Annotated in this window: 18 protein-coding genes; 12 read left to right on the top strand and 6 right to left on the bottom strand. The window is 70.3% G+C overall.

Annotated features, from left to right (window positions below):
• The first annotated feature begins 9 nt into the window (after window positions 1–9).
• Entirely contained in the window at window positions 10–2,244 is a 2,235-nt protein-coding gene (locus QA861_RS25440; RefSeq protein WP_334590898.1) for a serine/threonine-protein kinase, read from the top strand.
• 198 nt (window positions 2,245–2,442) lie between these two features.
• The gene (locus QA861_RS25435; protein WP_334590897.1) at window positions 2,443–4,047 is read left to right on the top strand and encodes a phytoene desaturase family protein; all 1,605 of its coding nucleotides are present in this window, start codon (window positions 2,443–2,445) and stop codon (window positions 4,045–4,047) included.
• Window positions 4,048–4,079: 32 nt separating this feature from the next.
• On the opposite strand, the gene QA861_RS25430 is transcribed toward QA861_RS25435, so the two are convergent.
• A complete protein-coding gene (locus tag QA861_RS25430) occupies window positions 4,080–5,858 on the bottom strand; it encodes a serine hydrolase domain-containing protein (protein ID WP_334590896.1) in 1,779 nt (592 codons plus the stop codon).
• Window positions 5,859–6,041: 183 nt separating this feature from the next.
• Here QA861_RS25430 and QA861_RS25425 point away from each other — a divergent pair, with 183 nt between their 5' ends.
• Together QA861_RS25425 and QA861_RS25420 are read left to right on the top strand one after the other, a co-directional pair.
• Window positions 6,042–7,169, top strand: coding sequence for an NAD(P)H-dependent flavin oxidoreductase (locus tag QA861_RS25425; RefSeq protein ID WP_334590895.1), 1,128 nt, complete (start codon window positions 6,042–6,044; stop codon window positions 7,167–7,169).
• A 32-nt stretch (window positions 7,170–7,201) separates the two neighbouring features.
• The gene (locus tag QA861_RS25420; protein WP_334594836.1) at window positions 7,202–8,752 is read left to right on the top strand and encodes an acyl-CoA synthetase; all 1,551 of its coding nucleotides are present in this window, start codon (window positions 7,202–7,204) and stop codon (window positions 8,750–8,752) included.
• 88 nt (window positions 8,753–8,840) lie between these two features.
• Here the strand turns inward: QA861_RS25420 and QA861_RS25415 are convergent, their stop codons facing one another.
• Window positions 8,841–11,285 carry a penicillin acylase family protein gene (locus QA861_RS25415; RefSeq protein ID WP_334590894.1) on the bottom strand — a complete coding sequence of 815 codons (2,445 nt, stop codon included), beginning with the start codon at window positions 11,283–11,285 and terminating at the stop codon, window positions 8,841–8,843.
• 120 nt (window positions 11,286–11,405) lie between these two features.
• Here QA861_RS25415 and QA861_RS25410 point away from each other — a divergent pair, with 120 nt between their 5' ends.
• Window positions 11,406–12,905, top strand: a complete 1,500-nt coding sequence (locus QA861_RS25410) for an acyl-CoA synthetase (RefSeq protein WP_334590893.1) — start codon at window positions 11,406–11,408, stop codon at window positions 12,903–12,905.
• A 3-nt stretch (window positions 12,906–12,908) separates the two neighbouring features.
• Here the strand turns inward: QA861_RS25410 and QA861_RS25405 are convergent, their stop codons facing one another.
• The 4 genes from QA861_RS25405 to QA861_RS25390 form a co-directional block, all read right to left on the bottom strand.
• Complete coding sequence (locus tag QA861_RS25405) at window positions 12,909–13,478, bottom strand: cysteine hydrolase family protein (protein ID WP_334590892.1); 570 nt, start codon at window positions 13,476–13,478, stop codon at window positions 12,909–12,911.
• Between the two features lie 127 nt (window positions 13,479–13,605).
• A complete protein-coding gene (gene paaK, locus QA861_RS25400) occupies window positions 13,606–14,901 on the bottom strand; it encodes a phenylacetate--CoA ligase PaaK (RefSeq protein WP_334590891.1) in 1,296 nt (431 codons plus the stop codon).
• 441 nt (window positions 14,902–15,342) lie between these two features.
• Complete coding sequence (locus QA861_RS25395; protein ID WP_334590890.1) at window positions 15,343–17,373, bottom strand: LTA synthase family protein; 2,031 nt, start codon at window positions 17,371–17,373, stop codon at window positions 15,343–15,345.
• Window positions 17,374–17,550: 177 nt separating this feature from the next.
• Window positions 17,551–19,170, bottom strand: a complete 1,620-nt coding sequence (locus QA861_RS25390) for an acyl-CoA synthetase (protein ID WP_334590889.1) — start codon at window positions 19,168–19,170, stop codon at window positions 17,551–17,553.
• Window positions 19,171–19,363: 193 nt separating this feature from the next.
• Between QA861_RS25390 and QA861_RS25385 the strand changes: the two genes are divergently transcribed.
• The 7 genes from QA861_RS25385 to QA861_RS25355 all read left to right on the top strand — a co-directional run bounded on the left by QA861_RS25385 (window position 19,364) and on the right by QA861_RS25355 (window position 25,323).
• Window positions 19,364–20,164, top strand: a complete 801-nt coding sequence (locus QA861_RS25385; RefSeq protein ID WP_334590888.1) for a crotonase/enoyl-CoA hydratase family protein — start codon at window positions 19,364–19,366, stop codon at window positions 20,162–20,164.
• Between the two features lie 208 nt (window positions 20,165–20,372).
• On the top strand, window positions 20,373–21,320 hold the full coding sequence (locus tag QA861_RS25380; protein WP_334590887.1) for a Zn-ribbon domain-containing OB-fold protein: 948 nt from the start codon (window positions 20,373–20,375) through the stop codon (window positions 21,318–21,320).
• 185 nt (window positions 21,321–21,505) lie between these two features.
• Window positions 21,506–22,564 carry a thiolase family protein gene (locus QA861_RS25375; RefSeq protein WP_334590886.1) on the top strand — a complete coding sequence of 353 codons (1,059 nt, stop codon included), beginning with the start codon at window positions 21,506–21,508 and terminating at the stop codon, window positions 22,562–22,564.
• On the top strand, window positions 22,554–23,720 hold the full coding sequence (locus QA861_RS25370; protein WP_334590885.1) for a thiolase family protein: 1,167 nt from the start codon (window positions 22,554–22,556) through the stop codon (window positions 23,718–23,720). Before QA861_RS25375 ends, QA861_RS25370 begins: the two co-directional genes overlap by 11 nt.
• Window positions 23,721–23,804: 84 nt before the next feature.
• Window positions 23,805–24,047, top strand: coding sequence for a DUF397 domain-containing protein (locus QA861_RS25365; RefSeq protein ID WP_006379354.1), 243 nt, complete (start codon window positions 23,805–23,807; stop codon window positions 24,045–24,047).
• A gap of 101 nt (window positions 24,048–24,148) precedes the next feature.
• Window positions 24,149–24,781, top strand: coding sequence for a CGNR zinc finger domain-containing protein (locus QA861_RS25360; RefSeq protein ID WP_334590884.1), 633 nt, complete (start codon window positions 24,149–24,151; stop codon window positions 24,779–24,781).
• 44 nt (window positions 24,782–24,825) lie between these two features.
• Window positions 24,826–25,323, top strand: coding sequence for a hypothetical protein (locus QA861_RS25355; RefSeq protein ID WP_334590883.1), 498 nt, complete (start codon window positions 24,826–24,828; stop codon window positions 25,321–25,323).
• Window positions 25,324–25,382 lie beyond the last annotated feature (59 nt).

Below are 25,382 nucleotides of genomic sequence, written 5' to 3'. Positions count from 1 at the left end.
CAGCGGGACATGGCGGACACCAGACTGATCCAGGGCCGGTACCGGCTGATCGATCTGATCGGGCGCGGCGGTATGGGGGAAGTGTGGCGTGCGCGCGACGAGTCGCTGGGGCGGCAGGTCGCCGTGAAGTGCCTGAAGCCGCTCGGGCCGCACCACGACCAGTCCTTCACCCGTGTCCTGCGGGAACGGTTTCGGCGCGAGGCGCGGGTGGCCGCCGCGTTGCAGCACCGCGGGGTGACCGTCGTGCACGACTTCGGGGAGTCCGACGGCGTGCTCTATCTCGTCATGGAGTTGCTGGACGGGCGCAACCTGAGTCAGCTCCTGGAGGACAACAAGCATCATCCGCTGCCCGTCCCGGACGTTGTCGACATCGCGGACCAGGTTGCCGCCGCCCTCGCCTACACCCATCAACAGGGCATCGTGCACCGTGACTTGAAGCCCGCGAACATCATGCGGTTGACCGACGGTACGGTGAAGATCTGTGACTTCGGCATAGCTCGCCTCGGTCATGACATCGGCTTCACCTCCCGGCTCACCGGCACCGGAATCGCGATGGGCACCCCGCACTACATGTCGCCGGAGCAGATCAGCGGCGGAGAGGTCGACCAGCGCAGCGACCTGTACTCCTTCGGCTGTGTGTTGTACGAACTGGCCACCGGGGTACCGCCGTTCGACCTCGACGACGCCTGGGCGGTGCTCATAGGGCACCGTGACACCCCGCCCGAGCCGCCGCGCAGCCATCGCTCCGAGGTACCCGAGTTCCTGGAGCGGGTCATCCTGGCCCTCCTCGCCAAGCTCCCCGAGGAACGCCCCAGTGACGCACGGGAGCTGGCCCGCCGGATCAGCGCGGGCCGGGCCACCCCGCTGTACGTGCCGACCGTCGTCACCCCGCAGCCCCAGTTCAGGCCACCCGAGCCCGCCGCCCGCCAACCCCGGCTGCCGTCCTGGACCCGGGGCATGACAGGCGGCCACAAGGCGACCGGCGCCGCGACGGGCGCCACACCGCCGGACCCGTCGGCCGGCCTCACCGGCGACTGGATCGCCCGCCCCGTCACCGGCCGTCCCGAGGCGCTCCCACCACAGCTGCCGCCCGCTCCCGAGCCGCAGACGCTCCACGCGCTGGCCGGACGGCACAACGCGGGCCTGAGCCTGGGCCGCCTCGGCCGCTGGGCGGAGGCGGGCGAGGTGCACCGCGCGGTCGCCGCCGAACGCGAACACGTACTCGGACCCACCCACCCCGAGACCCTCGCCAGCCGCTACGAGGTCGGCTTCACCCTGAGCCGCACCGGCCGAGCCGCCGACGCCCTGCGCGAGTACACCCACGTGGCCCGGGAACGGGAGCGCGTCCTTGGCGCCGACCACCCGGACACGCTGGCCGCCCGACAGGAAATGGCGTACGTCCTGGGGCAGTTGGGCCGTCACTTCGAGGCGCACCAGACCTACGCGGCCGTCCTGGCCGCCCGTGAGCGCACGGTGGGACCCGACCATCCGGACACCCTGCGCTGCCGCCACAACCTCGCCTTCAACCTGAGCCGGTTGGGCCGTCTGGAGGACTCGTACCGCATGGCCTGCGAGGTGGCGGCCGCGCGCGCCCGGGTGCTCGGCGCCGCCCATCCCGACACGCTGGTCACGCAGTACGAAGTCGCCTACGCGCTCGGTCAGTTGGGGCGCTGGCCCGAGGCCCTGCGGATGTACCAGGAGGTCGCCGGGGCGCGTGCCGAGGCACTCGGCCCCGATCACCCCGACACGCTCGCCGCCCGCTACGAGGTCGGCATCAGCCTCGGCCGGCTCGGCCGCAGCGTGGAGGCCCTCAAGCTGTACCGGGACCTGATCGACGACCGCACCCGGGTCGGCGGCCCAGCGCACCCCGAGACCCTGCGCGCGCGGCACGGTCTCGGAGTCAACCTCGGCCGGCTCGACCGCTGGGAGGAGGCGCTCGCCGAGTCGCGTGACGTGTGCGCGATCCGCGAGCGCGTTCTGGGCGCCGACCACCCGGACACGTTGGTCAGCCGCCGGGAGGTGGCCGTAGGCCTGGGCTGGCTCGGTCGCTGGCCCGACGCCCTGGCCGAGTACCGCAGAGTCGCCACCTCCCGCGAGCAGGTACTCGGCGCCGACCACCCCGACACCCTCGCCAGCCGCAACGACGAGGCCCACTGTCTGGAGCAGCTCGGCCGGGGCGCCGAGGCCGTCGAGCTGTACCGGAAGGTGGCGGTGCTGCGGCAGCAGCGGGCCTCCGGCCACTGAGCCGGGCGCTCCGCTGGAAGTGCCGCGAGGTGTTGTCGGTTCGCTGCGGCGCCGTCGTGGCTGGTCGCGCAGTTCCCCGCGCCCCTTTGGGGCGCGGTCGACTCCCGCGTGATCCACCTGACCGGCCCAAGCGATCCGGCAGGGCCCCTCGGCCGTACAGCCCTGGCCGGAATCGATCATCACGTGTTACGAAGAACCATGCCCGCACCCGAGCGCCCCGACCGATCCGGCCGACCTGACCGACCCGGCCGTCACGACCGATACGACGTGGTGATCGTCGGCGGTGGCCACAACGGCCTCGTCGCCGCCGCGTACCTGGCCCGCGCCGGGAAGTCCGTGCTGGTCCTGGAGCGGTTGGCCGCCACCGGCGGCGCCGCCGTGTCGACCCGCCCGTTCGCCGGTGTCGACGCCCGGCTGTCGCGCTACTCCTACCTGGTCAGCCTGCTGCCCCGGAAGATCGTGCGCGATCTCGACCTGGACTTCCGGGTGCGCGGGCGCACCGTCTCCTCGTACACCCCTGTGGAACGGGACGGCCGGCCCACCGGACTGCTCGTCGGCGGCGGTGAGCGCCGTACCCGGGAGGCCTTCGCGCGGCTCACCGGAGGGGAACGCGAGTACGAGTCCTGGCAGCGTTTCTACGCCATGACCGGCCGCGTCGCCGAGAGAGTGTTCCCCACCCTCACCGAACCGCTGCCCACCCGGGACGAACTGCGCCGCCGTGTCGACGACGAGACCGCCTGGCGCACCCTCTTCGAGGAGCCGATCGGCGTAGCCGTCGAAGCGAACTTCACGGACGACCTCGTACGCGGTGTGGTCCTCACCGACGCGCTGATCGGTACTTTCGCCGACGCCAACGATCCGTCCCTGCGGCAGAACCGCTGCTTTCTCTACCACGTCATCGGCGGCGGCACCGGTGCCTGGGACGTACCCGTGGGCGGCATGGGCGCCCTGACCGACGCCCTGGCCGGCGCCGCCCGGAACGCGGGCGCCGTGCTCGCCACCGGCCACGAGGCCGTACGGGTGGACACGGACGGCCGCGCCGCCGAGGTGACCTACCGGACGGCCGACGCGGAGGGCACGGTCGGCGCCCGGCACGTCCTGGTGAACGCCTCGCCGCAGGAGCTGGCCGCGCTGACGGGCGACGCGGCGCCGAGCCCCGCCGAGGGCGCGCAGCTCAAGGTGAACATGCTGCTCAGGCGGCTGCCGAGGCTCAAGGACACGTCCGTCGACCCGCGCGAGGTGTTCGCCGGGACCTTCCACATCGCCGAGGGGTACGAACAACTGGCCGCCGCCCACGCCCAGGCGGCGGCCGGTGAGCTGCCCGCCGCGCCGCCGTCCGAGATCTACTGCCACTCGCTCACCGACCCGACGATCCTCGGCCCTGACCTCGTCGAGCACGGCTACCAGACGCTGACTCTCTTCGGCCTGCACACACCCGCACGGCTGTTCGCGCGCGACAATGACGCCGTACGGGACGAACTGCTGAAGTCGACCCTCGCCCAGCTCGACGCCCACCTCGCCGAACCGCTCGCGGACTGCCTGGCCACCGACGGCGACGGGCGCCCCTGCATCGAGGCGAAGACGCCCCTCGACCTGGAACGCGACCTGCGCCTGCCCGGCGGCAACATCTTCCACCGGGACCTGACCTGGCCGTACGCCCAGGAGGACAGCGGCCGCTGGGGCGTGGAGACCCGGCAGCCGAACGTCCTGCTGTGCGGGGCGGGCGCTGTGCGCGGGGGCGGGGTGAGCGGGGTCCCGGGGCACAACGCCGCCATGGTCGTGCTGGAGGCGGACGAGGGCTGAGCGCGGGTTCCGGCCGGTTCGTTCACCCCGGGTCAGTTCGCGGACGCCGTCCAGCCCACCGCCTCGATACGTGCCGCGTCCGCCGGGCGCGCCTCGTCGAAGACGGTGCCCCCGTCGCCGCGTACGGTCAGGCCGTCGACGTACGCTCCACGGCCCACGTACAGCCTGTCGGTCGTGTACCGCCAACGCAGGACGATGGCCTGGGATACGGGAAGGTCCGCCGAGAGGCGCTGCCAGACGCGCCCCGACCAGCCGGTGACCGAGCCGGCCGGATGTTCCTGCGGGGTGCTTCCGGCACCGGCGGTCGTGAACGGGACCGGCTGCCAGGTCGTGCCTCCGTCGCCCGAGGACTCCAGGACCAGCGAGTCCGACTGCGGCTCGGTGTCCCACCACAGGGCGCAGCGCAGCCGGGAGCCGGCAGTGGTGGCGAGGGGCGGGAGGGTGAGCGTCGCCGTGGTCGCGGTCGTCATGCCGGAGAACCAGGCCGTACGTCCGTGGCGTGGGCGGACCGGTACCGCGCGGGCCAGGTTGTTCGCGGCGGCGACCCGGGGCGCGGAGCCGGAACGCCAACTGCGCACGGGATGTACGGAGTTGCCGAGGACGACAAGAAAGGAGTCGGTCGTCGGGTCGAGGACGATCGAGGTGCCGGTGAAGCCGGTGTGTCCTGCGGTGCGGGGAGTGGCCATCGCGCCCATGTACCAGTGCTGGTAGAGCTCGAAGCCGAGACCGTGCTCGTCCCCGGGAAAGGCCGTGTTGAAGTCGGTGAACATCAGCTCGACCGAGGCGGGCGACAGGATACGCGCCCGGCCGTAGGCGCCGCCGTTGAGCAGCGTACGGCCGAGAACGGCGAGGTCCCAGGCCGACGAGAAGACCCCGGCGTGGCCCGCGACTCCGCCGAGACCGAACGCGTTCTCGTCGTGGACCTCTCCCCACACCAGGCCCCGGTCGAGTCCGGACCAGGGCGCTCGGGCGTCCTCGGTGGCGGCGATCGTCGGTTTCCAGGAGGCGGGCGGGTTGTAGCGGGTGCGGTGCATGCCGAGCGGAGCGGTGATCTCGTCGCGGAGTTGGGTGTCCAGCGGGAGACCGGTGATCCTCTCCAGGACCAGTTGGAGCGAGATCAGATTGAGGTCCGAGTAGAGGTATGTGGTGCCGGGTGGGTTCAGGGGCGCCTGGTTCCAGATGAGTTCGAGCATCTGGGCGTGGGTCGGGGCGTTGTAGAGCGGGATCCAGGCACGGAATCCTGAGGTGTGGGTAAGAAGTTGACGGATCGTCACATTCTGTTTGCCGGCCCGCGCGAACTCCGGCAGATGCGCGGCGACCTTCCCCTCCAGCTCCAGCGTGCCCCGCTCCAGTTGCTGCACGGCCAGGATCGATGTGAACAGCTTGGACACCGACGCGAGGTCGAACACCGTGTCCTCGGCCATCGGGATCTGCTCGGCGGCCGGGAACTCGACCCCGGTGTCCGTCTTCTCGTCGTACGCCGCATAGCGCACCGCCATGCCGATCGGCTGGTGCAGCGCCACAGTGTTGCCACGCCCGGCGAGCAGGACCGCGCCCGCGTACCAGGGGTGTTTGGGGGAGGGTGCGAGGAACGCCTCGGCGTCCGCCACCAGTTGGTCCAGATGCCGGGGCAGGAGCCCTGCCCGTTCGGGCGAGCCGGGACGCAGGATCGGGTGACGGCCTGTGGTCCTGGGAGTGGCCTCGGCCGGTCCCGCCGGAAAGGAGGCGAAGGTCAGGGCGCCGCTCAACGCCAGTGTGCGTCTGCCCAGCTGACGCCGGGTCAGTCCGTCGCGTGCCGCGTCGTCCGTCATCGAGGAGCCTCCCACCGCAATTCCTGAAAATATTTTCCGGGACCGTCCTGCGGGGTGAAACCTTTGTGTCACCCGAGGTGTGTGTCAACCGCGTGTCGGCCGTACGGCTCTCGACGGCCAAGAATCTGACGGTGTATCAGAAAAGGTCTTCCCTCGTCCGGAGGACTGCGGCATCCTGCGGCCATGCAGACGGAGCTGAGCAAGAAACTGGGAATCGAGCACGCCGTCTTCGGCTTCACGCCGTTCCCCGCCGTCGCCGCGGCCATCAGCCGGGCCGGCGGCTTCGGGGTGCTCGGCGCGGTCCGCTACACGGCGCCGGACGACCTCAAACGCGACCTGGACTGGATCGAGGCGCATGTGGAGGGCCGGCCGTACGGGCTGGATGTCGTCATGCCGGCCCGGAAGGTCGAGGGGGTGACCGAGGCCGAGGTCGAGGCGATGATCCCCGAGGGGCACCGCCAGTTCGTCCGGGACACCCTGGCCAAGTACGGCGTGCCCGAACTGGCCGCCGGCGAGGCGTCCGGGTGGCGCATCACCGGGTGGATGGAGCAGGTCGCCCGCAGCCAGCTCGACGTGGCCTTCGACTACCCGATCAAACTGCTGGCGAACGCCCTGGGGTCGCCGCCCGCCGATGTCGTGGCCCGCGCGCACGACCAGGGTGTGCTGGTCGCGGCCCTCGCGGGCAGCGCGCGGCACGCGCGCAAGCATGCCGAGGGCGGAATCGACATCGTCGTCGCACAGGGCTATGAGGCGGGCGGCCACACCGGCGAGATCGCCTCCATGGTGCTGACCCCCGAAGTAGTCGACGCGGTCGACCCGTTGCCGGTGCTCGCCGCCGGCGGCATCGGCAGCGGACGGCAGGTGGCCGCCGCGCTGGCCCTCGGTGCCCAGGGCGTCTGGCTGGGTTCCCTCTGGCTGACCGTCACCGAGGCCGACATGCACTCGACCGCGCTCACCCAGAAACTCCTCGCGGCCGGCTCGGGCGACACCGTCCGCTCCCGCGCCCTGACCGGCAAGCCCGCACGTCAGCTCCGCACCGAATGGACCGACGCCTGGGACTCCTCCGACGGACCCGGCACCCTGCCCATGCCTCTGCAGGGTCTGCTCGTCGCCGAGGCCGTCTCACGCATCCAGAAGTACGAGGTCGACCCGCTTCTCGGTACGCCGGTCGGCCAGATCGTCGGCCGGATGAACAGCGAGCGGAGCGTCCAGGCCGTCTTCGACGACCTGACCAGCGGCTTCGAGCAGGCTGTGAACCGAGTCAACCGGATCGCGGGACGGAACGCCGACGAAAGGGGCGACCAGTCGTGAGCGCGGCAGTGAACGAGACAGCGAACGAGACGGTGAGCGAGATCCCCAACGGTTTCTGGGCGCAGGCCGCAGCCGATCCGGAGCGTACGGTCCTTATCGCGCCCGACGGCGAGCAGTGGACCGCCGGGCGGCTCCACGCCGCCACCAACCAGCTGGTCCACGGGCTGCGCGCCGCCGGACTCGGACGCGGTGACGCCTTCGCCGTGGTCCTGCCCAACGGCGTCGAGTTCCTCGTGGCCTATCTGGCCGCCTCCCAGGCCGGTTTCTATCTCGTCCCCGTCAACCACCATCTCGTCGGGCCCGAGATCGCCTGGATCGTCTCCGACTCGGGTGCCAAGGTGCTCATCGCGCACGAGCGGTTCGCCGACGCGGCACGCGCCGCCGCCGACGAGGCACAGCTCCCGGCGGAGCAGCGGTACGCGGTCGGCGAGGTCGACGGCTTCCGGCCGTACGCCCAGCTCTTCGACGGACAGCCCGAGTCGCCGCCCGACGAGCGCACCCTCGGCTGGGTCATGAACTACACCTCGGGCACCACGGGCCGCCCCCGCGGCATCCGGCGCCCGCTGCAGGGCAAGCCACCGGAGGAGGCGTACCTCGGCGGGTTCCTCGGCATCTTCGGCATCAAGCCGTTCGGCGGCAACGTGCACCTCGTCTGCTCGCCGCTCTACCACACGGCCGTACTCCAGTTCGCGGGCGCGTCCCTGCACATCGGTCACCGTCTGGTGCTGATGGAGAAGTGGACGCCGGAGGAGATGCTCCGCGTCATCGACGCGCACAAGTGCACGCACACCCACATGGTCCCGACCCAGTTCCACCGGCTGCTGGCGCTGCCCGAGCGGGTGCGGCGGGCGTACGACGTGTCGTCCATGCGGCACGCCATCCATGGTGCCGCGCCCTGCCCCGACCATGTGAAACGGGCCATGATCGACTGGTGGGGCGACTGTGTGGAGGAGTACTACGCGGCCAGCGAGGGAGGCGGGGCGTTCGCGACGGCCGAGGACTGGCTGAAGAAGCCAGGCACGGTCGGCAAGGCCTGGCCGATCAGCGAACTCGCGATCTTCGACGACGACGGCAACCGGCTGCCACCCGGCGAACTCGGCACCGTCTACATGAAGATGAGCACCGGCGGCTTCGCCTACCACAAGGACGAGAGCAAGACGCGCAAGAACCGCATCGGTGACTTCTTCACCGTCGGCGACCTGGGCCTCCTGGACGAGGACGGCTACCTCTTCCTCCGGGACCGCAAGATCGACATGATCATCTCGGGCGGGGTCAACATCTACCCCGCCGAGATCGAGGGTGCTCTACTCGCCCACCCTGCCGTCGCCGACGCCGCCGCCTTCGGCATCCCGCACGACGACTGGGGCGAGGAGGTCAAGGCGGTCGTGGAAGCGGCTCCCGGACATGTGCCAGGGCCCGACCTCGCCACCGAGATCCTCGGCCACTGCGCGCGCCGACTCGCCGGGTACAAGCGGCCCAAGACCGTCGACTTCATCGAGAGCATGCCGCGCGACCCCAACGGCAAGCTGTACAAGCGGCGGTTGCGCGACCCGTACTGGGAGGGTCGTACACGGTCCGTGTGAGCGGAACGTGCGAACGACCGTGTGGTCCCGCCCCACGGGGGGACGGGACCACACGGGACGGGCGTACGTCCGTCGGCTGATCAGTCCGTCAGCCGCGCACCCGGATCACCCGCAGCGCGGGCGACGACAGGATGTCCTTCTCGCAGAACCTCGCGCTGACCCACTTCTCGGCCGAGAACAGCCGCGTCTGGTCCGCGAAGTGCGGCGAGTTCGGATTCGACGACTGGGAGTACGTCAGCAGCGTGCGGGCCACCGGGCAGCGGCTGCTGTCCCAGCCCACGGCCTGGATATGGCTGGAGCCGAACGCGTTGTCCCGGTAGCCGCCGTTCGCCGTGTCCCACACGGGCTCGACCTTGTTCCACACGCCCAGGGACTCGGTTCCGCCACCGACCGGCAGCCGCTGACCCTTCCGTACGACGTACTGGTGGTCCCCGAGCCGCGAGTCGAGCGGGATGCCCGCCGCGCGCAGCTCCGTCACCGCGTCGGCGAGGGCCTTGGTGAAGCCCGGCGCGTCCGTGTTGAGCGTGTTGGGGGTACCGACCGGGTCCGCCGCCGAGAACGGCACCTTCCAGCGCTGCGCGGACGGCACGGCGCCGAGCAGCTTGCGCCAGAACCGGTCGAAGAGCAGCGCACCCCGGCTGTCGCTGTTCATGGTGCGGTCCCAGGACGCCAGCACACCGCACGCGTGACCGACGTCAACAGCCGTACCGGCGCTGCCGGTTGCCGTACCGCCCGGAAGCGCCGCGCAGGCGCGGGCCGCGTCGCCGGCGGCCAGTGCGCCCGACGTCGAACGGTTCGCGAACTGCTGCCGCTGGAGATCCGCGACCGTCAGCCTGCCCTTCGCCGCCATCGCCGCCACATCGGCGACAGCACCACGGGTACGCGGTGAGGCAGTTGCGCGCACCGAGCCGAAGATCCGCTCGTAGCCGGTGATCGGCTGCTCGAGGTTGGTCAGCCACGCGCTGTCGTTGGAGTTCTCGACGTACGGCGTGTTCTTCAGCGTCGGCATTCGCGAGGGGCCGAAGATTCCGGGCGCCACGGCGTCCGGGTCGTCGCCGATCGCGCAGTCGGTGCGTGAGCCGTCGAGAACCGCGACGCCCGCCGCCGGGTAGAGGACCCTGCCGAGCGGTGTCGAACAGGCGGCGGCCAACTCGTCGGTGATCCGGGGGAGCACCTGCGACTGGGCGAACAGGGAGTGGCCCGCACGGTCTGCGGCGACGGTGTTCACCCAGGGGATGCCCTGGTGCCGGTCGAGGGAGTCGAGGACGTCGTCCGTGCTGCGCGCCTTGCTGAAGCCGAGCGAGGTGTCGTAGAAGCGCAGGTTCGCCGCGTTCGGATCGTTGAGCGCGTAAGCCGTCGTCGTGGTCCAGGGCAGCGGGAGGTCGCCGCCGGGGGAGAGGACGACGGGGCCGTAGCGGGTCCACCACTGGGTGCGGGTCACCGGTGCGCCGTCCTTCACCGGAACGGTCACCGACCGGCGTGTCATCCGCTCCGGCTTGCCGTCGACCAGATACGTGGTCGGGTCGGCGGGGTCCAGCTTCAGCTGGTGCAGGCTGAGCGGCACACCGGTGGACACGGTGTGGCTCCACGCCACGTTCGCGTTGTAGCCGATGGAGATCGTCGGCGAGCCGAGCAACGACCCGCCCGCGACGTTCAGTTCACCGGGGATCGTCTGCTGGGACTGCCAGAACCGGCGGCCGCCCTGCCATGGGTAGTGCGGGTTGCCGAGCAGCAGGCCACGGCCGTTGGCCGTCGTGCTGCCGTTGAACGCCACGGCGTTGGAACCCATGTCGGAGATGTCGAACAGCTCGCGCGCACCTTTGGCGGCGGCGGAAGCGGTCGGCAGGGCCGAGCCGGCGGGGGCCGTGGTGGAGGACGCGGAGGTCGGCGCGGCCGGGGGCTGCGCTCCGGTGATCGCGTCCGCGAGGCCGCCCTGTCCGCCGAGCACCGCGAGGGCGTACGCCCGGGTGGCCACGTCGACGCCGGTCACCGGCCTGACCCAGGCGGCACCCGCGCACGCCGGGTCCTTGACCCGGTTCTGCTTCAGCCAGGCGTTGTAGCCGGCGGCCCAGCCGTTCATCAGGTCCTTGACAGCCCGGCTCGGGCCCTGCGGCGCGGGCCGGGCAAGGAGCCGCTCGACCGTCCCGGCATCCCGCACGCCCCGGAAGTAGAGGTCGCTGGAGAGGTTGTCGGAGGCGTCGGAGAGCGAGAAGTCGGTCGACGCGTCGGGTCCGAACCAGCGAGAGCGGTCGCCGCGCAGGGTGACGAAACCGTCCGCGAGCACACACACCTGGTCGGCGGCCTGAGCCCAGCCACTACCGAAGCCGAGGTTCGCGTAGTCCTTCGCGACAATGTGCGGGATGCCGTACTCGGTGTAGCGGATCACGGCGGAGAGCCCGCCGCCAGAGGGATGTCGCATGGACACTTGTGGTGCCTGTGACGGCACGCTCTGCGCCGTGGCGGCGGGCAGGGCCGTCGTGGCGGTGAGTAATGCGGCGGCCGTGACGACCAGCCGTCTCAAACGGGTGCGCATCGTGCCTCCCAACGTCGTTGAGGGAAGGGGCGGTTGAGCGTACCAACGGGTATGTTCCCTGGCCCCCCTCCGGTGCTCGGTGCTTGACCTCGTTCGGTGACGGAACGAGGATCATGAGCTATGACGCAGCAATACGGGAGCACGGTTGACGGGGTGCTGCGGCGCAGCGCCCAGCGGGTTCCGGCGCGGCTGGCGGTCGAGTACCGCGAGCGTGCCTGGACGTACGAGGAACTCGACGAGGCCGTCTCCCGTGCGGCGGGCGTTCTGCGGGCCGAGGGACTGGCGCCCGGCGACCGGGTCGGCGCCTACGGCCACAACTCGGACGCCTATCTGATCGCCTTCCTCGCCTGCGCCCGCGCCGGACTCGTGCACGTCCCGGTCAACCAGAACCTGACCGGCGACGACCTCACCTACATCGTGGAGCAGTCCGGCAGCACCCTGGTCCTGGCCGACCCGGACCTGGCCGACCGGCTCCCCGACGGCGTACGGACCCTGCCGCTGCGCGACGCCGCCGACTCCCTGCTGGCACGGCTGGCCGACACGGATCCCTACGACGGTGCCGAGACCCGCACCGAGGACCTGGTGCAGCTGCTGTACACGTCCGGGACCACCGCGCTGCCCAAGGGCGCGATGATGACCCACCGCTCCCTGGTGCACGAGTACCTGAGCGCGATCGCCGCCCTGGACCTGAGTCCCGGCGACCGGCCCGTGCACTCGCTGCCTCTCTACCACTCGGCGCAGATGCATGTGTTCCTGGTGCCGTATCTCGCGGTGGGCGCCCCGAACATCATTGTCGACGCACCGGACGGCGATGTGATCCTCGACCTCGTCGAGTCCGGCCGCGCGGACAGCCTGTTCGCGCCGCCGACCATGTGGATCGGCCTCGCCGGCCGTTCCGACTTCGCGACCCGTGACCTGAGCGGACTGCGCAAGGCGTATTACGGGGCGTCGATCATGCCGGTTCCCGTGCTGGAGCGGCTGCGCGAGCGCCTCCCGAAACTCGCCTTCTACAACTGCTTCGGGCAGAGCGAGATCGGCCCTCTCTCCATGGTCCTCGGGCCCTACGAGCACAAGGGACGGCTGGACTCCTGTGGACGCCCGGTGCTGTTCGTGGACGCGCGGGTGGTCGACGAGAACGGCCAGGACGTGCCTGACGGCACACCCGGCGAAGTCGTCTACCGGTCCCCGCAGTTGTGCGAGGGCTACTGGGACAAGCCCGAGGAGACGAGCGCCGCCTTCCGAGACGGCTGGTTCCACTCCGGTGACCTGGTCGTCCGGGACGCCGACGGCTACTACACCGTCGTCGACCGGGTGAAGGACGTCATCAACTCCGGTGGCGTACTGATCGCCTCACGCCAGGTCGAGGACGCCCTGTACACCCATGAGGCGGTCGCCGAGGCTGCTGTCATCGGCCTTCCCGACGAGCGCTGGATCGAGGCGGTCACGGCGGTCGTCGTCCCCCGGGGCGAGGTGACGGAGGCCGAACTCATCGCCCACGCCCGCGAGCGGCTCGCCCACTTCAAGGCACCGAAGCGGGTCGTGTTCGTGGACGAGCTGCCGCGCAACGCGAGCGGGAAGATCCTCAAGCGGGAGCTGAGGGACCGGTTCGCCGGTTCCTGACCGTCAGCCCTCGTCACCCGCCGCGGTGAAGGTCGCCTCCGCGGTGCTGACCGTCCCGGCGCTGCGGCCGGGGGCGGTCTGGTACTGCCAGTAGAGGTTGGTGTGGGCGATCACCTCGGCCGGCTTGGGAGCGCCGTACTTCGTGAGGTCCTGCGTGGTGTGGGCGTCGCCGACGAGCGTCACGTCGTACCCGCGCACCATGCCGCCGTGCAGGGTGGAGCGGACACACGCGTCGGTCTGGGCACCCGTGACGACCAGCCGTCCGACTGCGTGCTCGGCGAGAACGTCCTCCAGTTCGGTGGCCTCGAAGGAGTCGCCGTACTTCTTGTGGACGAGCGGCTCGGTGTCGCGGCGGACCAGTTCCGGCACGTACTCCCAGCTTTCGCTGCCGGCCTTCAGCTCGTCGCTGGAGTGCTGCACCCACACCACGGGCGCGCCCTCCGCGCGGGCCCTGTCGACGAGGGTGTTGATGTTCGCGAGCACCTCGTCGCGGTTGTGGGCGCCGTCCACCACCTGGTTCTGGACGTCGATGATGAGCAGCGCGCTGTTCGGGCGGTCGGGCAGGGTCGTCATGGGAACCTCTTCGTCTCCTCGGCGCGAATCCGATCTCGCCATCCACACTAGAACCGACCACTGACAACCGCCCCTGAACTGGCGGTTCTGCCGGTAGTTCACCTGCCAGCCCTTGTGCCTGCCGGGCTCAGTGCGTCCTGAGATCCATCACCCGCCTGATCTTTCCCACCGACCGCTCCAGTGACTCCGGCTCGACGATCTCCACCGCCGCCGAGACCCCGATGCCGTCCTTCACCGCGGTCGCGATGGCCAGGGCCGCCGCGTCCCGGATCTCGGGGCCGGCGCCGGGACGGGCCTCGGCTCGGACAGTGAGGAGGTCGAGGCGGGACTCGCGGGTCAGGCGGAGCTGGAAGTGGGGTGCGACGCCCGGAGTGCGCAGCACGATCTCCTCGATCTGGGTGGGGAAGAGGTTCACTCCGCGCACGATCAGCATGTCGTCGCTGCGTCCGGTGACCTTCTCCATCCGCCTGAAGACGCGGGCCGTCCCGGGCAGCAGACGGGTCAGGTCCCGGGTCCGGTAACGGATCACCGGCATCGCCTCCTTGGTGAGCGAGGTGAACACCAGTTCCCCTTTCGCTCCCTCCGGCAGCACCTCGCCCGTGATCGGGTCGACGACCTCGGGGTAGAAGTGGTCCTCCCACACATGGAGCCCGTCCTTGGTCTCCACGCACTCCTGGGCGACCCCCGGTCCGATCACTTCCGACAGGCCGTATATGTCGACCGCGTCGATCGCGAACCGCTCCTCGATCTCCTCGCGCATCCGTTCGGTCCACGGCTCGGCGCCGAAGATGCCGACCCGTAGGGAAGTACCCCGGGGATCGACGCCCTGCTTCTCGAACTCGTCGAGGATCGTCAGGAGGTAGGACGGGGTCACCATGATGATGTCCGGCTTCAGATCCTGGATCAGCTGGACCTGGCGGGCCGTCATGCCGCCGGACGCGGGGATCACCGTACAGCCGAGCCGTTCGGCGCCGTAGTGCGCGCCGAGACCGCCGGTGAACAGGCCGTATCCGTACGCCACATGGACGGTGTCCCCCGGGCGACCGCCTGCCGCGCGGATCGAACGGGCCACCAGGTCGGCCCACAGGGACAGGTCGTTCTCCGTGTAGCCGACGACCGTGGGGCGTCCGGTGGTGCCGCTCGACGCGTGGATACGGCGGACCTGGTCGCGTGGGACGGCGAACATCCCGTAGGGGTAGGTGTCGCGCAGGTCCGTCTTGGTGGTGAAGGGGAACAGGGCCAGGTCGGCGAGGGAACGGCAGTCTTCCGGGTGTACGCCCGCCTTGTCGAAGGAGTCGCGGTAGAAGGGCACGTTGTCGTAGGCGTAGCGCAGTGAGGCCCGCAGCCGCTCCAGCTGCAGCGTGCGCAGGGCCTCCGGATCGAGGCGTTCGCCCGCGTCCAGCCACTCCGTCGCATCCGCCATCGGACATCCCCCTCACATCGCGGCCGCCGGCACCGGTACGGGCGACCGATCATTCGGTCGAGGTGTTCTGGATCAGTAATCCAGGAGTGCGGGACGCGTGCAAGAGGTCCTGCTTCGGAATCCAGTGAGTGCCGGTCCTGGGCAGAACGCGGGTCGGGTTCCGCCGTCCTCCGGTCACGTCCGTCGGCGTGGACACCGAACTCCGTACCGTCCAGGCGAATGGCATCCCCCTCGGTGGCCCGGGCATGCGGCCCGGGCCACCGACGCGCAGCGGAGCGCACCCGATCTCCTCCGGCGGGACAGCATGGCCAGGATGGCCGCGCCGCCGCTGGTGATCGGGGGCGGCCCAGACAGCCCGCTCCCGCAGGACCAGCTCACCGCGCTCGCCGCACGCGTCCCAGGCGCGCGGACTCGTGGAGCCTTTCCTCCGCGCGGACGGCCCTACTTCTTCTTCGGCCCGTACGCCGTCATGAAGCGGTCCCGGAACTTGTCCATGCTCCACTCCGGGGCGTTGGCCGCGGGCTTGAGTCCCTCGGTCCAGCCCCAGTCGGCGACGCGGTCCAGCACCTTCGGGTCGTGGGCGACGATCGTGACCGGCACGTCCCTGCTGGTGCTGCCCCCCGTGACCATGGGAACGGGCTGGTGGTCGCCGAGGAAGACGAGGACGGTGTTGTCGTCGCCGTAGCGCTGGACCCACTGGGTCAGGCTGTCCACGGAGTACTGGATGGCCTTGCGGTACTCGGTCCGCACACTCTTCGCGCTCTTCCAGACCTCCGTGGGGTTGGTGCCCTCCTTCTTGATCTTGTTGAAGATCGTGCCGTCCCCGAGGTCGCCCCAGTCGATGGTGTGGGCGATGGGGGACCAGGGGTTGTGGCTGGAGGCCAGGATGATCTCAGCCATGATCGGGTCGCGGTTCTTCTTGCCGTGCTCCAGCTTCTGGAAGGACTCCAGGCTGAACTGGTCCGGCACCGGCGTCCAGCTGAAGTACGGGCCCTGGTAGCCGAGGTGAGTGGAGTCGTAGATGTGGTCGAGTCCGAAGTACTTCCCCTCGGGCCAGGCCTTCCGGACGCCCGGGACGATGCCGACCGTGCGCCAGGCGCCGGTCTTCTGGAAGTAGCTGGTGAGCGTGGCGCGGTCGCTGGTGGTCACCGTCCGGTACCGCTGCTGGTTCTTGATCCACAGACCGGACAGGAACGTCGTGTGGGCGAGCCAGCTGCCGGCGCCCGTCACGGGTGACGTGAGCCAGCCGCTGCGCGCGGCGAAGCCGGCCGACTTGAGCCTGGCGTCGCCCTCCTTGAGTGTCGCGTCGATCTCCGGTGCCATCGCCGGATCGTCGATCGCCACCCGGCCGTAGCTCTCGACGAAGGTGAACAGGACGTCCTTGCCGCGCAGTCCGGTCAGCAGCTGGTCGGACGGCGTTTTGGCGAAGGCGTCGACGCGGAGTTGCTTGTCGAAGACCTCGGCGTCCCCGAGGCCGTCGCGGACGTACTGCACCTTGTTGGAGAGGTACTGGGAGTAGCCCTTGGTCGCGATCGTCACGCCGCCTGTCTGCACGCCCATGGTGAAGCAGACGATCCACGCGGTGCCGAGGACCAGCGTGCTGCGCACGGCCGCCGGGCGGTGCCGGGCCATCACGTCGGCCAGCCGCACCACCGCGAGCGCGCTCACCACGAGAACGGCGATGAGCAGGACGATGACACCGATCACCGCGAGCACCTCACCCGAGTGGCCGAGCGAGTCCTTCAGGAAATCCGCCGCGTCGTTCAGCAGAACCCAGTCGAAGACCAGGTCGAACGGCCGGGCCAGGGTCTGGTAGAAGCCCATGTCGAGACACTTCAGGACGGTGGACAGTCCGAGGAACGCGCCCAGGACGATTGCCGTGATCCGCCGGGCCTTCGACGGCAGGACGAGCAGGACGGCCGCGAGGAAAATCGCCTCGACGGGCAGGCGGAAGAACGACCCGGGGGTGATCCGGTCGAGGCGGTTGGGTATGAGGAGCGCGCCGAGCACCAGCGCGCCGGCCAGGACACTCGTGCCCACCCGCACGGCACGTGCCGCGTGGGGGAAACGACGGCGCCAGCCGAACCAGCCGGGGCGGGCGGAAGAGGAAGTGTCGCTGCCAGGGCCGGGTTCGTCGGTGGACGAGGGGTCGGAGACCGCAGCGTCGGGGGATTCGTGGGGGGCGGAAGCCGTGCGGGCGGCGACGGCCTCGTCGAGCGCCTTCCCGTCCTCCGTGCCGTCGGCCGTCTCCTTCAGCGGGGGGCGTGCGCCCGGCTCGTCGGCCTTCGCGGTCGTCGTCGGCCCGGCTGTTTCCTCGTCCGCTGTTTCCTCGTCCGTCGGTTGCGTGTCCGCCGGGGTGGCGGGCTCGGTGTCGTTCGTTGCGGGAGCGCGCGAGGCCTCCTCGGCTGTGGTCCCGTCCGGCGCGTCCGCGTCCGGCTCAGGCAGTTGACGAGGGGGCGTGTGGTGCGACACCCGTGGGTCCTTCCGTGCGAATCCGCTGATGGCACGGCGGACCGGGCTCGCAGGACAGGACCGCCGACCTCGCGTACGGCCCTGCGTCACCCTCCGTTCAAACACCCGGGTCAACCGCGCGCACAGAGTACGCCCGTCGTCCCCGTCCGGCCCACCGGCGAGTGGCGGGCCTCCCGTCTACCGGTCCGCCCCTACCGCCATCTCCTTGGCCCACCGGTAGTCCGCTTTGCCGCTGGGCGACCGCCGTATCGTCTCGGTGATCACCAGCTGCCGGGGGACCTTGTAGCCGGCCAGATGGGTACGGCAGTGCTGCTGTACGTCCGCCAGGCTCGGCCGCGCCGCCCCCTCCCGCAACTGCACCACCGCGGCCACATGGTTGCCCCACCTAGCGTCCGGGACGCCGGCCACGAGAGCGTCGTACACGTCCGGATGGGACTTGAGCGCCTGCTCGACCTCCTCCGGATACACCTTCTCGCCCCCGGTGTTGATGCACTGCGACCCCCGGCCCAGGACGGTGACAACGCCCTCCTCGTCGACCGTCGCCATGTCGCCGAGCAGCACCCACCGCTCGCCGTCCCTCTCGAAGAACGTCTCCGCGGACTTCCGGGGGTCGTTGAAGTAGCCGAGCGGTACGTGGCCGCACTGGGCGATCCGGCCCACCTCGCCCGGAGGCACCGGCTCGTAGCTGGCCGGATCCACCACCTGGGTCCGGAAGTTGACGCGGATGCGGAAGCCGCGCTCGGGGCCCGAGTCCTCGGTCGCCGTACCGTTGAAGCCGGACTCCGACGACCCGAAGTTGTTGAGCAGCATGACGTTCGGCACCAGAGCCTGGAACTCGGCACGAACCGTCTCCGACATGATCGCGCCGGACGAGGAGACACTGAACAGGGCTGAGCAGTCCGTGCCCTTCATCGGCCCGTTGAGGGCGTCGATCAGTGGACGCAGCATCGCGTCGCCCACCAGGGACACGCTGGTGACCTTCTCCTTCTCTATGGTGCGCAGCACGTCATCAGCCGTGAACTTACGGTGGATCACCACCCGTTGGCCGAAGTTGAAGCCGATGAAGGCGGTAAGGGTCGAGGTGCCGTGCATCAGCGGGGGAGTGGGGAAGAAAGTGATCCCCTCACCTCCGGCCGCGACCCGCTCGGCCAGCTCCTGCGGAGACTTGACCGGCTCGCCGGTGGGGGCGCCGCCGCCCAGCCCGGCGAAGAACAGGTCCTCCTGGCGCCACATCACGCCCTTGGGCATGCCGGTGGTGCCGCCGGTGTAGATGATGAACTGGTCGTCGCCCGAGCGGGCCGGGAAGCCCCGTTCCGGGGACCCGGCGGCCTCGGCCTCGGTGAAGGACACTGACTCCAACTCAGGCGCTCCCGGGGCGGGTTCACCCACGCGGATCAGGTGACGCAACGACGTGGCCCGTGGCCGTGCCGCCGCCACCCGCTCCGTGAACTCGGCGTCGAACACCAGGGCGGCGAGGTCGGCGTCCCGGTAGAGATACACCAACTCCTCTTCGACATAGCGGTAGTTGACGTTGACCGGGACGATCCGTGCCTTCAGGCACCCCAGTACGGTCTGGAGGTACTCGACCCCGTTGTAGAGATGCAGGCCCAGATGCTCGCCGGGGCGTATCCCGCTGTCGATCAGATGATGGGCGACCCGGTTGGCTGCGGCATCCAACTCCGCGTAGCTCAGGCGGCGTTCCGCGCCCGTACCGGGATGGTCGAGATATACGAGCGCCGCACGGTCCGGCACCACGTCCACGACCGACTCGAACAGGTCGGCAAGGTTGTACTCCACCGCTCCTCCTGACCCCGGGCATCCCTGGCGGTTGTCGGCTCGCCGTCATCAGAGCAAAGGGCGCGACAACTGTGAAGGGGCAGCGTCGAAGAAATCTGACTACCTGTCAGAAAACCCTTGAAGTGCTTCCTCCGCTCCTGCAACCTGTTCTCGTTCTTTCACCTGTTCTCGTTTTTCAGAGGGGAGATGGGCGATGGGTGGGACCGAACACCTCACCGTGCGGCGCGAGAACGCGACGCTGGTCCTCACGCTCAACCGGCCGGAAGCCAAGAACGCGCTCTCGCTGCCGATGCTCGTCGGGCTGTACGACGGCTGGGTCGAGGCGGACGAGGACGACACCGTCCGCTCGATCGTGCTCACCGGCGCGGGAGGTGCCTTCTGCGCGGGAATGGACCTGAAGGCCCTGGCCGGGGGCGGTCTTGAGGGGGAGGAGTACCGCCACCGCCTCAAGGCCGACCCGGATCTGCACTGGAAGGCGATGCTGCGCCACCACCGCCCCCGCAAGCCGGTGATCGCCGCGATCGAGGGGTACTGCGTCGCCGGCGGCACCGAGATCATCCAGGGCACCGACATCCGGGTCGCGGGCGAGTCGGCGACCTTCGGACTCTTCGAGGTCAAGCGTGGCCTCTTCCCGATCGGCGGCTCCACGGTCCGCCTCCAACGCCAGATCCCGCGCACCCACGCCCTGGAGATGCTGCTCACCGCACGCCCCTACAGCGCCCAGGAGGCCGCCGGCATCGGCCTGATCGGACACGTCGTCCCCGACGGAACCGCCCTCGACAAGGCCCTGGAGATCGCCGAGCGCATCAACGCCTGCGGCCCGCTCGCCGTGGAGGCGGTGAAGGCATCCGTCTACGAGACCGCCGAACTCACGGAGACCGAAGGCCTCGCCGCCGAACTCAAGCGAGGCTGGCCCGTCTTCGACACCGCCGACGCCAAGGAAGGCACCCGTGCCTTCGCCGAGAAGCGCCCACCCGTCTACCGGCGGGCCTAGGAACTGTCCGGCGGATCATGTCGCAGACGTGGGGTTTGGCACGCCCGTCTACAGCGTTGTCGTCGGTTGCCGAAGCTCCGCTTCGACACCCTCCTCCGCCGTGCAGCCAGACGCACCAAGCCCCGTTCACCGGCATCGATCGCGCGCAGCTGATTCCCTGCGGCCTGATCCGCCGGACAGGCCCTGACCAGTGAAGGAGCCCCCCAGGATGACCACCGAAGTCCTCAAAGCCCCCCTCGTCGTCGAATTCCCCTTCACCCGCTCGCTGGGCCCCGTCCAGAGCGCCTTCCTGACCGGCCTGCGCGAACAGGTCGTTCTCGGCGTCCGCGCCACCGACGGGCGCGTCCTCGTCCCGCCCGTCGAGTACGACCCGGTGACCGCCGACGAGATACGCGACCTCGTGCAGGTCGCCCCCACCGGCACCGTCACCACCTGGGCCTGGAACCCCGCCCCGCGCCGCGACCAGCCCCTGGACACGCCCTTCGCCTGGGTCCTGGTCCGGCTCGACGGCGCCGACACGGCCCTGCTGCACGCCCTCGACGCGCCCGGCCCCGACGCCGTCCACACCGGAATGCGTGTCCGCGTCCGCTGGGCGGCACAGCGCTCCGGCGCGATCACGGACATCGCCTGCTTCGAGCCGTACGACAGCGACGCCGAAGCCCGACCGGCCGACCACGACGGGCAGTTCGACGACATGGTCACCGGCATCGTCGCCCCGGCCCGCCTCGACTACACCTACTCGCCCGGCCGCGCCCAGACCGCCTACATCAACGCCCTCGCCGGGCAGCGGATCGTCGGCGAACGCTGCCCGTCCTGCCGGAAGGTGTACGTTCCGCCCCGGGGAGCGTGTCCCACCTGCGGTGTCGGCACCGCCGAGCAGGTCGAGGTGGGCCCCGGCGGCACGGTCACCACGTACTGCATCGTCAACATCAAGGCCCGCAACCTCGACATCGAAGTGCCCTACGTCTACGGGCACATCGCCCTCGACGGCGCCGACCTCGCCCTGCACGGCCGGATCGGCGGCATCCCCTACGACCAGGTCCGCATGGGGCTGCGCGTCGAACCGGTGTGGACGGAAGGGGGCTGCTACCCCGACCACTACCGGCCCACCGGCGAACCCGACGCGGACTACGAGACGTTCAAGGAGCTGCTTTGAATCCGCCCCTCGTCGTGACGGGTCTTCCTGGCTCACGCCGCTCGGTCGCTCAGCGAACGATCGAGTCTTCCGCGATCAGCACCAGTCGGGTCGAAACCAGCCCGGATGTATGAAGTTTTGGAAGGAGTTGCTATGCGGGCTTGGCTCTCGCGCCGCAGTGCACGACTTTACCACCGGGGGACCCAATGACACGCGATATCGCCGTCGTCGCCTTCGCGCAGACCGATCACCGGCGCACCAGCGAAGAGCTCTCCGAAGTCGAGATGCTCATGCCGGTACTGCACGAGGTACTAGACCGGACCGGGCTGAAGACCAGCGACATCGGCTTCACCTGCTCCGGCTCCTCCGACTATCTCGCCGGCCGCGCCTTCTCCTTCACCCTGGCGCTCGACGGCGTGGGCGCCTGGCCGCCCATCTCCGAGTCACACGTGGAGATGGACGGGGCATGGGCGCTGTACGAGGCCTGGACCAAGCTGCTCACCGGCGACGCCGACACGGCGCTCGTGTACTCCTACGGCAAATCCTCGCCGGGCCCGGTGCGGGATGTGCTGACCCGGCAGCTCGACCCGTACTACGTGGCTCCCTTGTGGCCGGACTCGGTCGCGCTCGCCGCGCTCCAGGCGCAGGCTCTCATCGACGAGGGCTACACGGACGAGCCCGCGCTCGCCGCCGTCGCCGCCCGGAGCCGGGCGGACGCACAGGGCAACTCCCATGCCCAGCTGCGGGGTTCGGTGCCGCACGGGGACTACGTCGTGCATCCGCTGCGTACCGGCGACTGTCCGCCGATCGGCGACGGGGCCGCCGCCGTGATCCTCGCGGCCGGTGACCGCGCCAGGGAACTGTGCGAGCGACCCGCCTGGATCAGGGGCATCGACCACCGCATCGAGGCACACTCCCTCGGTGTCCGCGAGCTGACCGACTCGCCGTCGACACGGCTCGCCGCCGAAAAGGCCGGCGCCTTCGAACGGCCCGTGGACACCGCCGAGTTGCACGCACCGTTCACCTCGCAGGAGGTGGTGCTGAGGAAAGCACTCCGCCTCGGCGACGACGTCCGCGTGAACCCCTCCGGCGGTGCCCTCGCCGCCAACCCGATCATGGCCGCCGGGCTCGTCCGCATCGGCGAGGCCGCCGCTCGTATCCACCGGGGCGAGTCCGACCGGGCCCTCGCCCACGCCACCTCCGGGCCCTGCCTCCAGCAGAACCTGGTCGCCGTACTCGAAGGGGAGCCCCGTCATGTCCAGTGAGCCAGTGGCGGTCGTCGGGATCGGCCAGACCAGGCATGTCGCCGCCCGCCGGGACGTGTCCATGGCCGGGTTGGTGCGGGAAGCGGCCCAACGTGCCCTGACCGACGCCGAGTTGACATGGGCCGACATCGACGCCGTCGTCATCGGCAAGGCGCCCGACTTCTTCGAGGGCGTCATGATGCCCGAGCTGTATCTCGCCGACGCGCTCGGCGCGGTCGGCAAACCGATGCTGCGCGTCCACACGGCCGGCTCCGTCGGCGGGTCCACGGCCCTCGTCGCCACGAACCTCGTCCGCTCCCGCGTCCACGCCACCGTCCTCACCCTGGCCTACGAGAAACAGTCCGAGTCGAACGCCATGTGGGGACTGTCCCTGCCGATCCCCTTCCAGCAGCCGCTGCTCGCCGGGGCCGGCGGTTTCTTCGCCCCGCACGTCCGCGCGTACATGCGACGCAGCGGGGCCCCCGACACGGTCGGCTCGCTGGTCGCGTACAAGGACCGCCGCAACGCGCTCAAGAACCCGTACGCGCATCTGCACGAGCACGACATCACGCTGGAGAAGGTCCAGGCCTCGCCGATGCTGTGGGACCCGATCCGCTACTCCGAGACGTGTCCCTCCTCGGACGGCGCCGTCGCGATGATCCTCACCGACCGCGCCGGAGCCGCCCGTTCACCGCGCCGGCCCGCCTGGCTGCACGGTGGCGCGATGCGCAGCGAACCCACCCTCTTCGCGGGCAAGGACGCCGTGTCGCCGAAAGCGGGCCAGGACTGCGCGGCCGACGTGTACCGGCAGGCCGGGATCGCCGACCCGCGCCGGGACATCGACGCCGTCGAGATGTACGTACCGTTCTCCTGGTACGAACCCATGTGGCTGGAGAACCTCGGCTTCGCGGCCGAGGGCGAGGGCTGGAAGCTCACCGAGGCCGGGGTCACCGAGCTCGACGGGGACCTGCCGGTCAACATGTCGGGCGGCGTCCTGTCGACCAATCCGATCGGCGCCTCGGGCATGATCCGCTTCGCGGAAGCAGCCCTTCAGGTGCGCGGGCTGGCCGGGGAACACCAGGTGGACGGGGCCCGCAGGGTCCTCGGGCACGCCTACGGCGGTGGCTCCCAGTTCTTTTCCATGTGGCTCGTCGGCAGTGAACCGCCCACCTCCTGAAGCGTCCCCCTCACGTGGCCTGTCGGCGGCAGGAGCCGATGGCTAGGCTGGCCGCGGACGACGGTAACCGGGAGGAGCACGGACGTGGCCGAGAGCACGATCCAGGAGCACCCGCTCGCGGGCTGGGACAAGCCGGAGCTGGACCTCAGCAACGCCGACTGGCAGTCGGGCAGCAGTGGGCGAGGGGATGTCCAGATCGCCTTTGTCGAGGGGTTCATCGCGATGCGCAACAGTGGCCGCCCGCACAGCCCTTCCCTGATTTTCACGCCCGCGGAGTGGGGCGCGTTCGTGTCGGGGGCACGGGAAGGGGAGTTCGACCTGACCTGAGACCCCACCGACCTTGAGTAATGCCGCGGCAGGGGCCGGCCCGCGCACGACAGGGCCCCCCTGCGGTGCTAATGGGTGCCTCGGGGATTAGCATTAGCGGCATGCGGGACCCGATCACAAGCGACATCAGCGGCGACGCGCGGCTCGCCCTCGACCTCGCCCTCACAATCCGCCACGACGGCGACGGCGGCATCGCGGACGACCTTGCCGACACCGCCGGCCTCACCACCTGGGTGCGCGCCCACCAGGGCAGCCTGCCCGAAGCCGACGGCTTCGTCGCCGACGAGGCAGCGCTGGCCGCCGTACGAGAACTGCGTGCCGCCGTCCGCACCCTCTTCGCGCGCGCGGTACGGCCCGGGGAACCGAGCCCGGCGGACGCGGCCCGGCTGCTGCCCCTGGCCGAGGCGCTGAGGCTGCTCAACGCGGCAGCCGCCCGTACCCCCACCGTCCCCGTGCTCGACTGGGCCGACGACGCCGATCCCGTCGTACGCCACCAGGGCGTGCGTGGTGAGGCGGAGATCGTGGCCGTACTCGCGCAGGCAGCCGTCGGCTTCCTCGCCGGCGCGGACCGGGAACGGCTGCGGGCCTGCCATGCGCCGCGCTGTGTGCGCTACTTCCTCAAGGAGCATCCGCGTCAGGAGTGGTGCAAACCCTCCTGCGGCAACCGGGCCCGCGTCGCCCGTCACCACGAGCGGCACAAGCGGGCCGCTCAGCAGTACAGCACGCAGGGATAGTGCCCGTGGGACATGAGGTTCGGCCGGACACGTACCATGGCTCTATGTCGTTCCTCCGCCGCCGCAGCGCCACTCCCGCCGGCCCCGAATTCGATGTGCTGGCCATGGACCCGGGTGACTGGCCCGGCAACCTCGGCGCGGGCCTGCTGCCCGCCCCCGACGGCAGCTGCCAGGGCGTGTTCCTGCGCTATGACCTGTTCGGCGGCCGAGGCCCCGCGATGGTCATCGGCAACCTGCCGGAGGGCTCCCCGGCCCGTGACGTCGCCGAGGACGAGGTCCCCTTCGAGGTGGCCCAACTGCTGCTGGCCCTGGAGAACGACGAGGAGGTCACCGTCGTCGGCACCGAGGACGTTCCGGTGATGCAGGGTGACAACCTCCTGATCGTGCGCCGCCTCAAGCTCTCCGAGGGCCGGATCGCCTGCGTGCAGTTCGACCGCAGCGACAACGTCCTGGTGACCATCGCGGCCTGGGACCGTCCGATCACCGACGACCTGTACGCCCTGCTGAAGCCGCTGCCGGCGGAGCTTTTCCAGACGACCTGAAGTGATGCACGCAGGGGTGAGGGCCGGGTTCCGCCGCGCGGCGGAACCCGGCCCTCACC

The organism is Streptomyces sp. B21-083 (assembly GCF_036898825.1).
GTDB lineage: Bacteria > Actinomycetota > Actinomycetes > Streptomycetales > Streptomycetaceae > Streptomyces.
This window is presented reverse-complemented; position numbering and strand designations above follow the sequence as displayed.

Excerpts from the sequence above, each read along its gene's own strand:
- QA861_RS25380 (WP_334590887.1), top strand. The coding sequence starts at position 20,373 with ATGACCACCGAAGTCCTCAAAGCCCCCCTCGTCGTCGAATTCCCCTTC.
- QA861_RS25440 (WP_334590898.1), top strand. The coding sequence starts at position 10 with ATGGCGGACACCAGACTGATCCAGGGCCGGTACCGGCTGATCGATCTG.
- QA861_RS25355 (WP_334590883.1), top strand. The coding sequence starts at position 24,826 with ATGTCGTTCCTCCGCCGCCGCAGCGCCACTCCCGCCGGCCCCGAATTC.
- QA861_RS25385 (WP_334590888.1), top strand. The coding sequence starts at position 19,364 with ATGGGTGGGACCGAACACCTCACCGTGCGGCGCGAGAACGCGACGCTG.
- QA861_RS25430 (WP_334590896.1), bottom strand. The coding sequence starts at position 5,858 with ATGACGGACGACGCGGCACGCGACGGACTGACCCGGCGTCAGCTGGGC.
- QA861_RS25370 (WP_334590885.1), top strand. The coding sequence starts at position 22,554 with ATGTCCAGTGAGCCAGTGGCGGTCGTCGGGATCGGCCAGACCAGGCAT.
- paaK (WP_334590891.1), bottom strand. The coding sequence starts at position 14,901 with ATGGCGGATGCGACGGAGTGGCTGGACGCGGGCGAACGCCTCGATCCG.
- QA861_RS25425 (WP_334590895.1), top strand. The coding sequence starts at position 6,042 with ATGCAGACGGAGCTGAGCAAGAAACTGGGAATCGAGCACGCCGTCTTC.
- QA861_RS25435 (WP_334590897.1), top strand. The coding sequence starts at position 2,443 with ATGCCCGCACCCGAGCGCCCCGACCGATCCGGCCGACCTGACCGACCC.
- QA861_RS25415 (WP_334590894.1), bottom strand. The coding sequence starts at position 11,285 with ATGCGCACCCGTTTGAGACGGCTGGTCGTCACGGCCGCCGCATTACTC.
- QA861_RS25375 (WP_334590886.1), top strand. The coding sequence starts at position 21,506 with ATGACACGCGATATCGCCGTCGTCGCCTTCGCGCAGACCGATCACCGG.
- QA861_RS25360 (WP_334590884.1), top strand. The coding sequence starts at position 24,149 with ATGCGGGACCCGATCACAAGCGACATCAGCGGCGACGCGCGGCTCGCC.
- QA861_RS25405 (WP_334590892.1), bottom strand. The coding sequence starts at position 13,478 with ATGACGACCCTGCCCGACCGCCCGAACAGCGCGCTGCTCATCATCGAC.
- QA861_RS25410 (WP_334590893.1), top strand. The coding sequence starts at position 11,406 with ATGACGCAGCAATACGGGAGCACGGTTGACGGGGTGCTGCGGCGCAGC.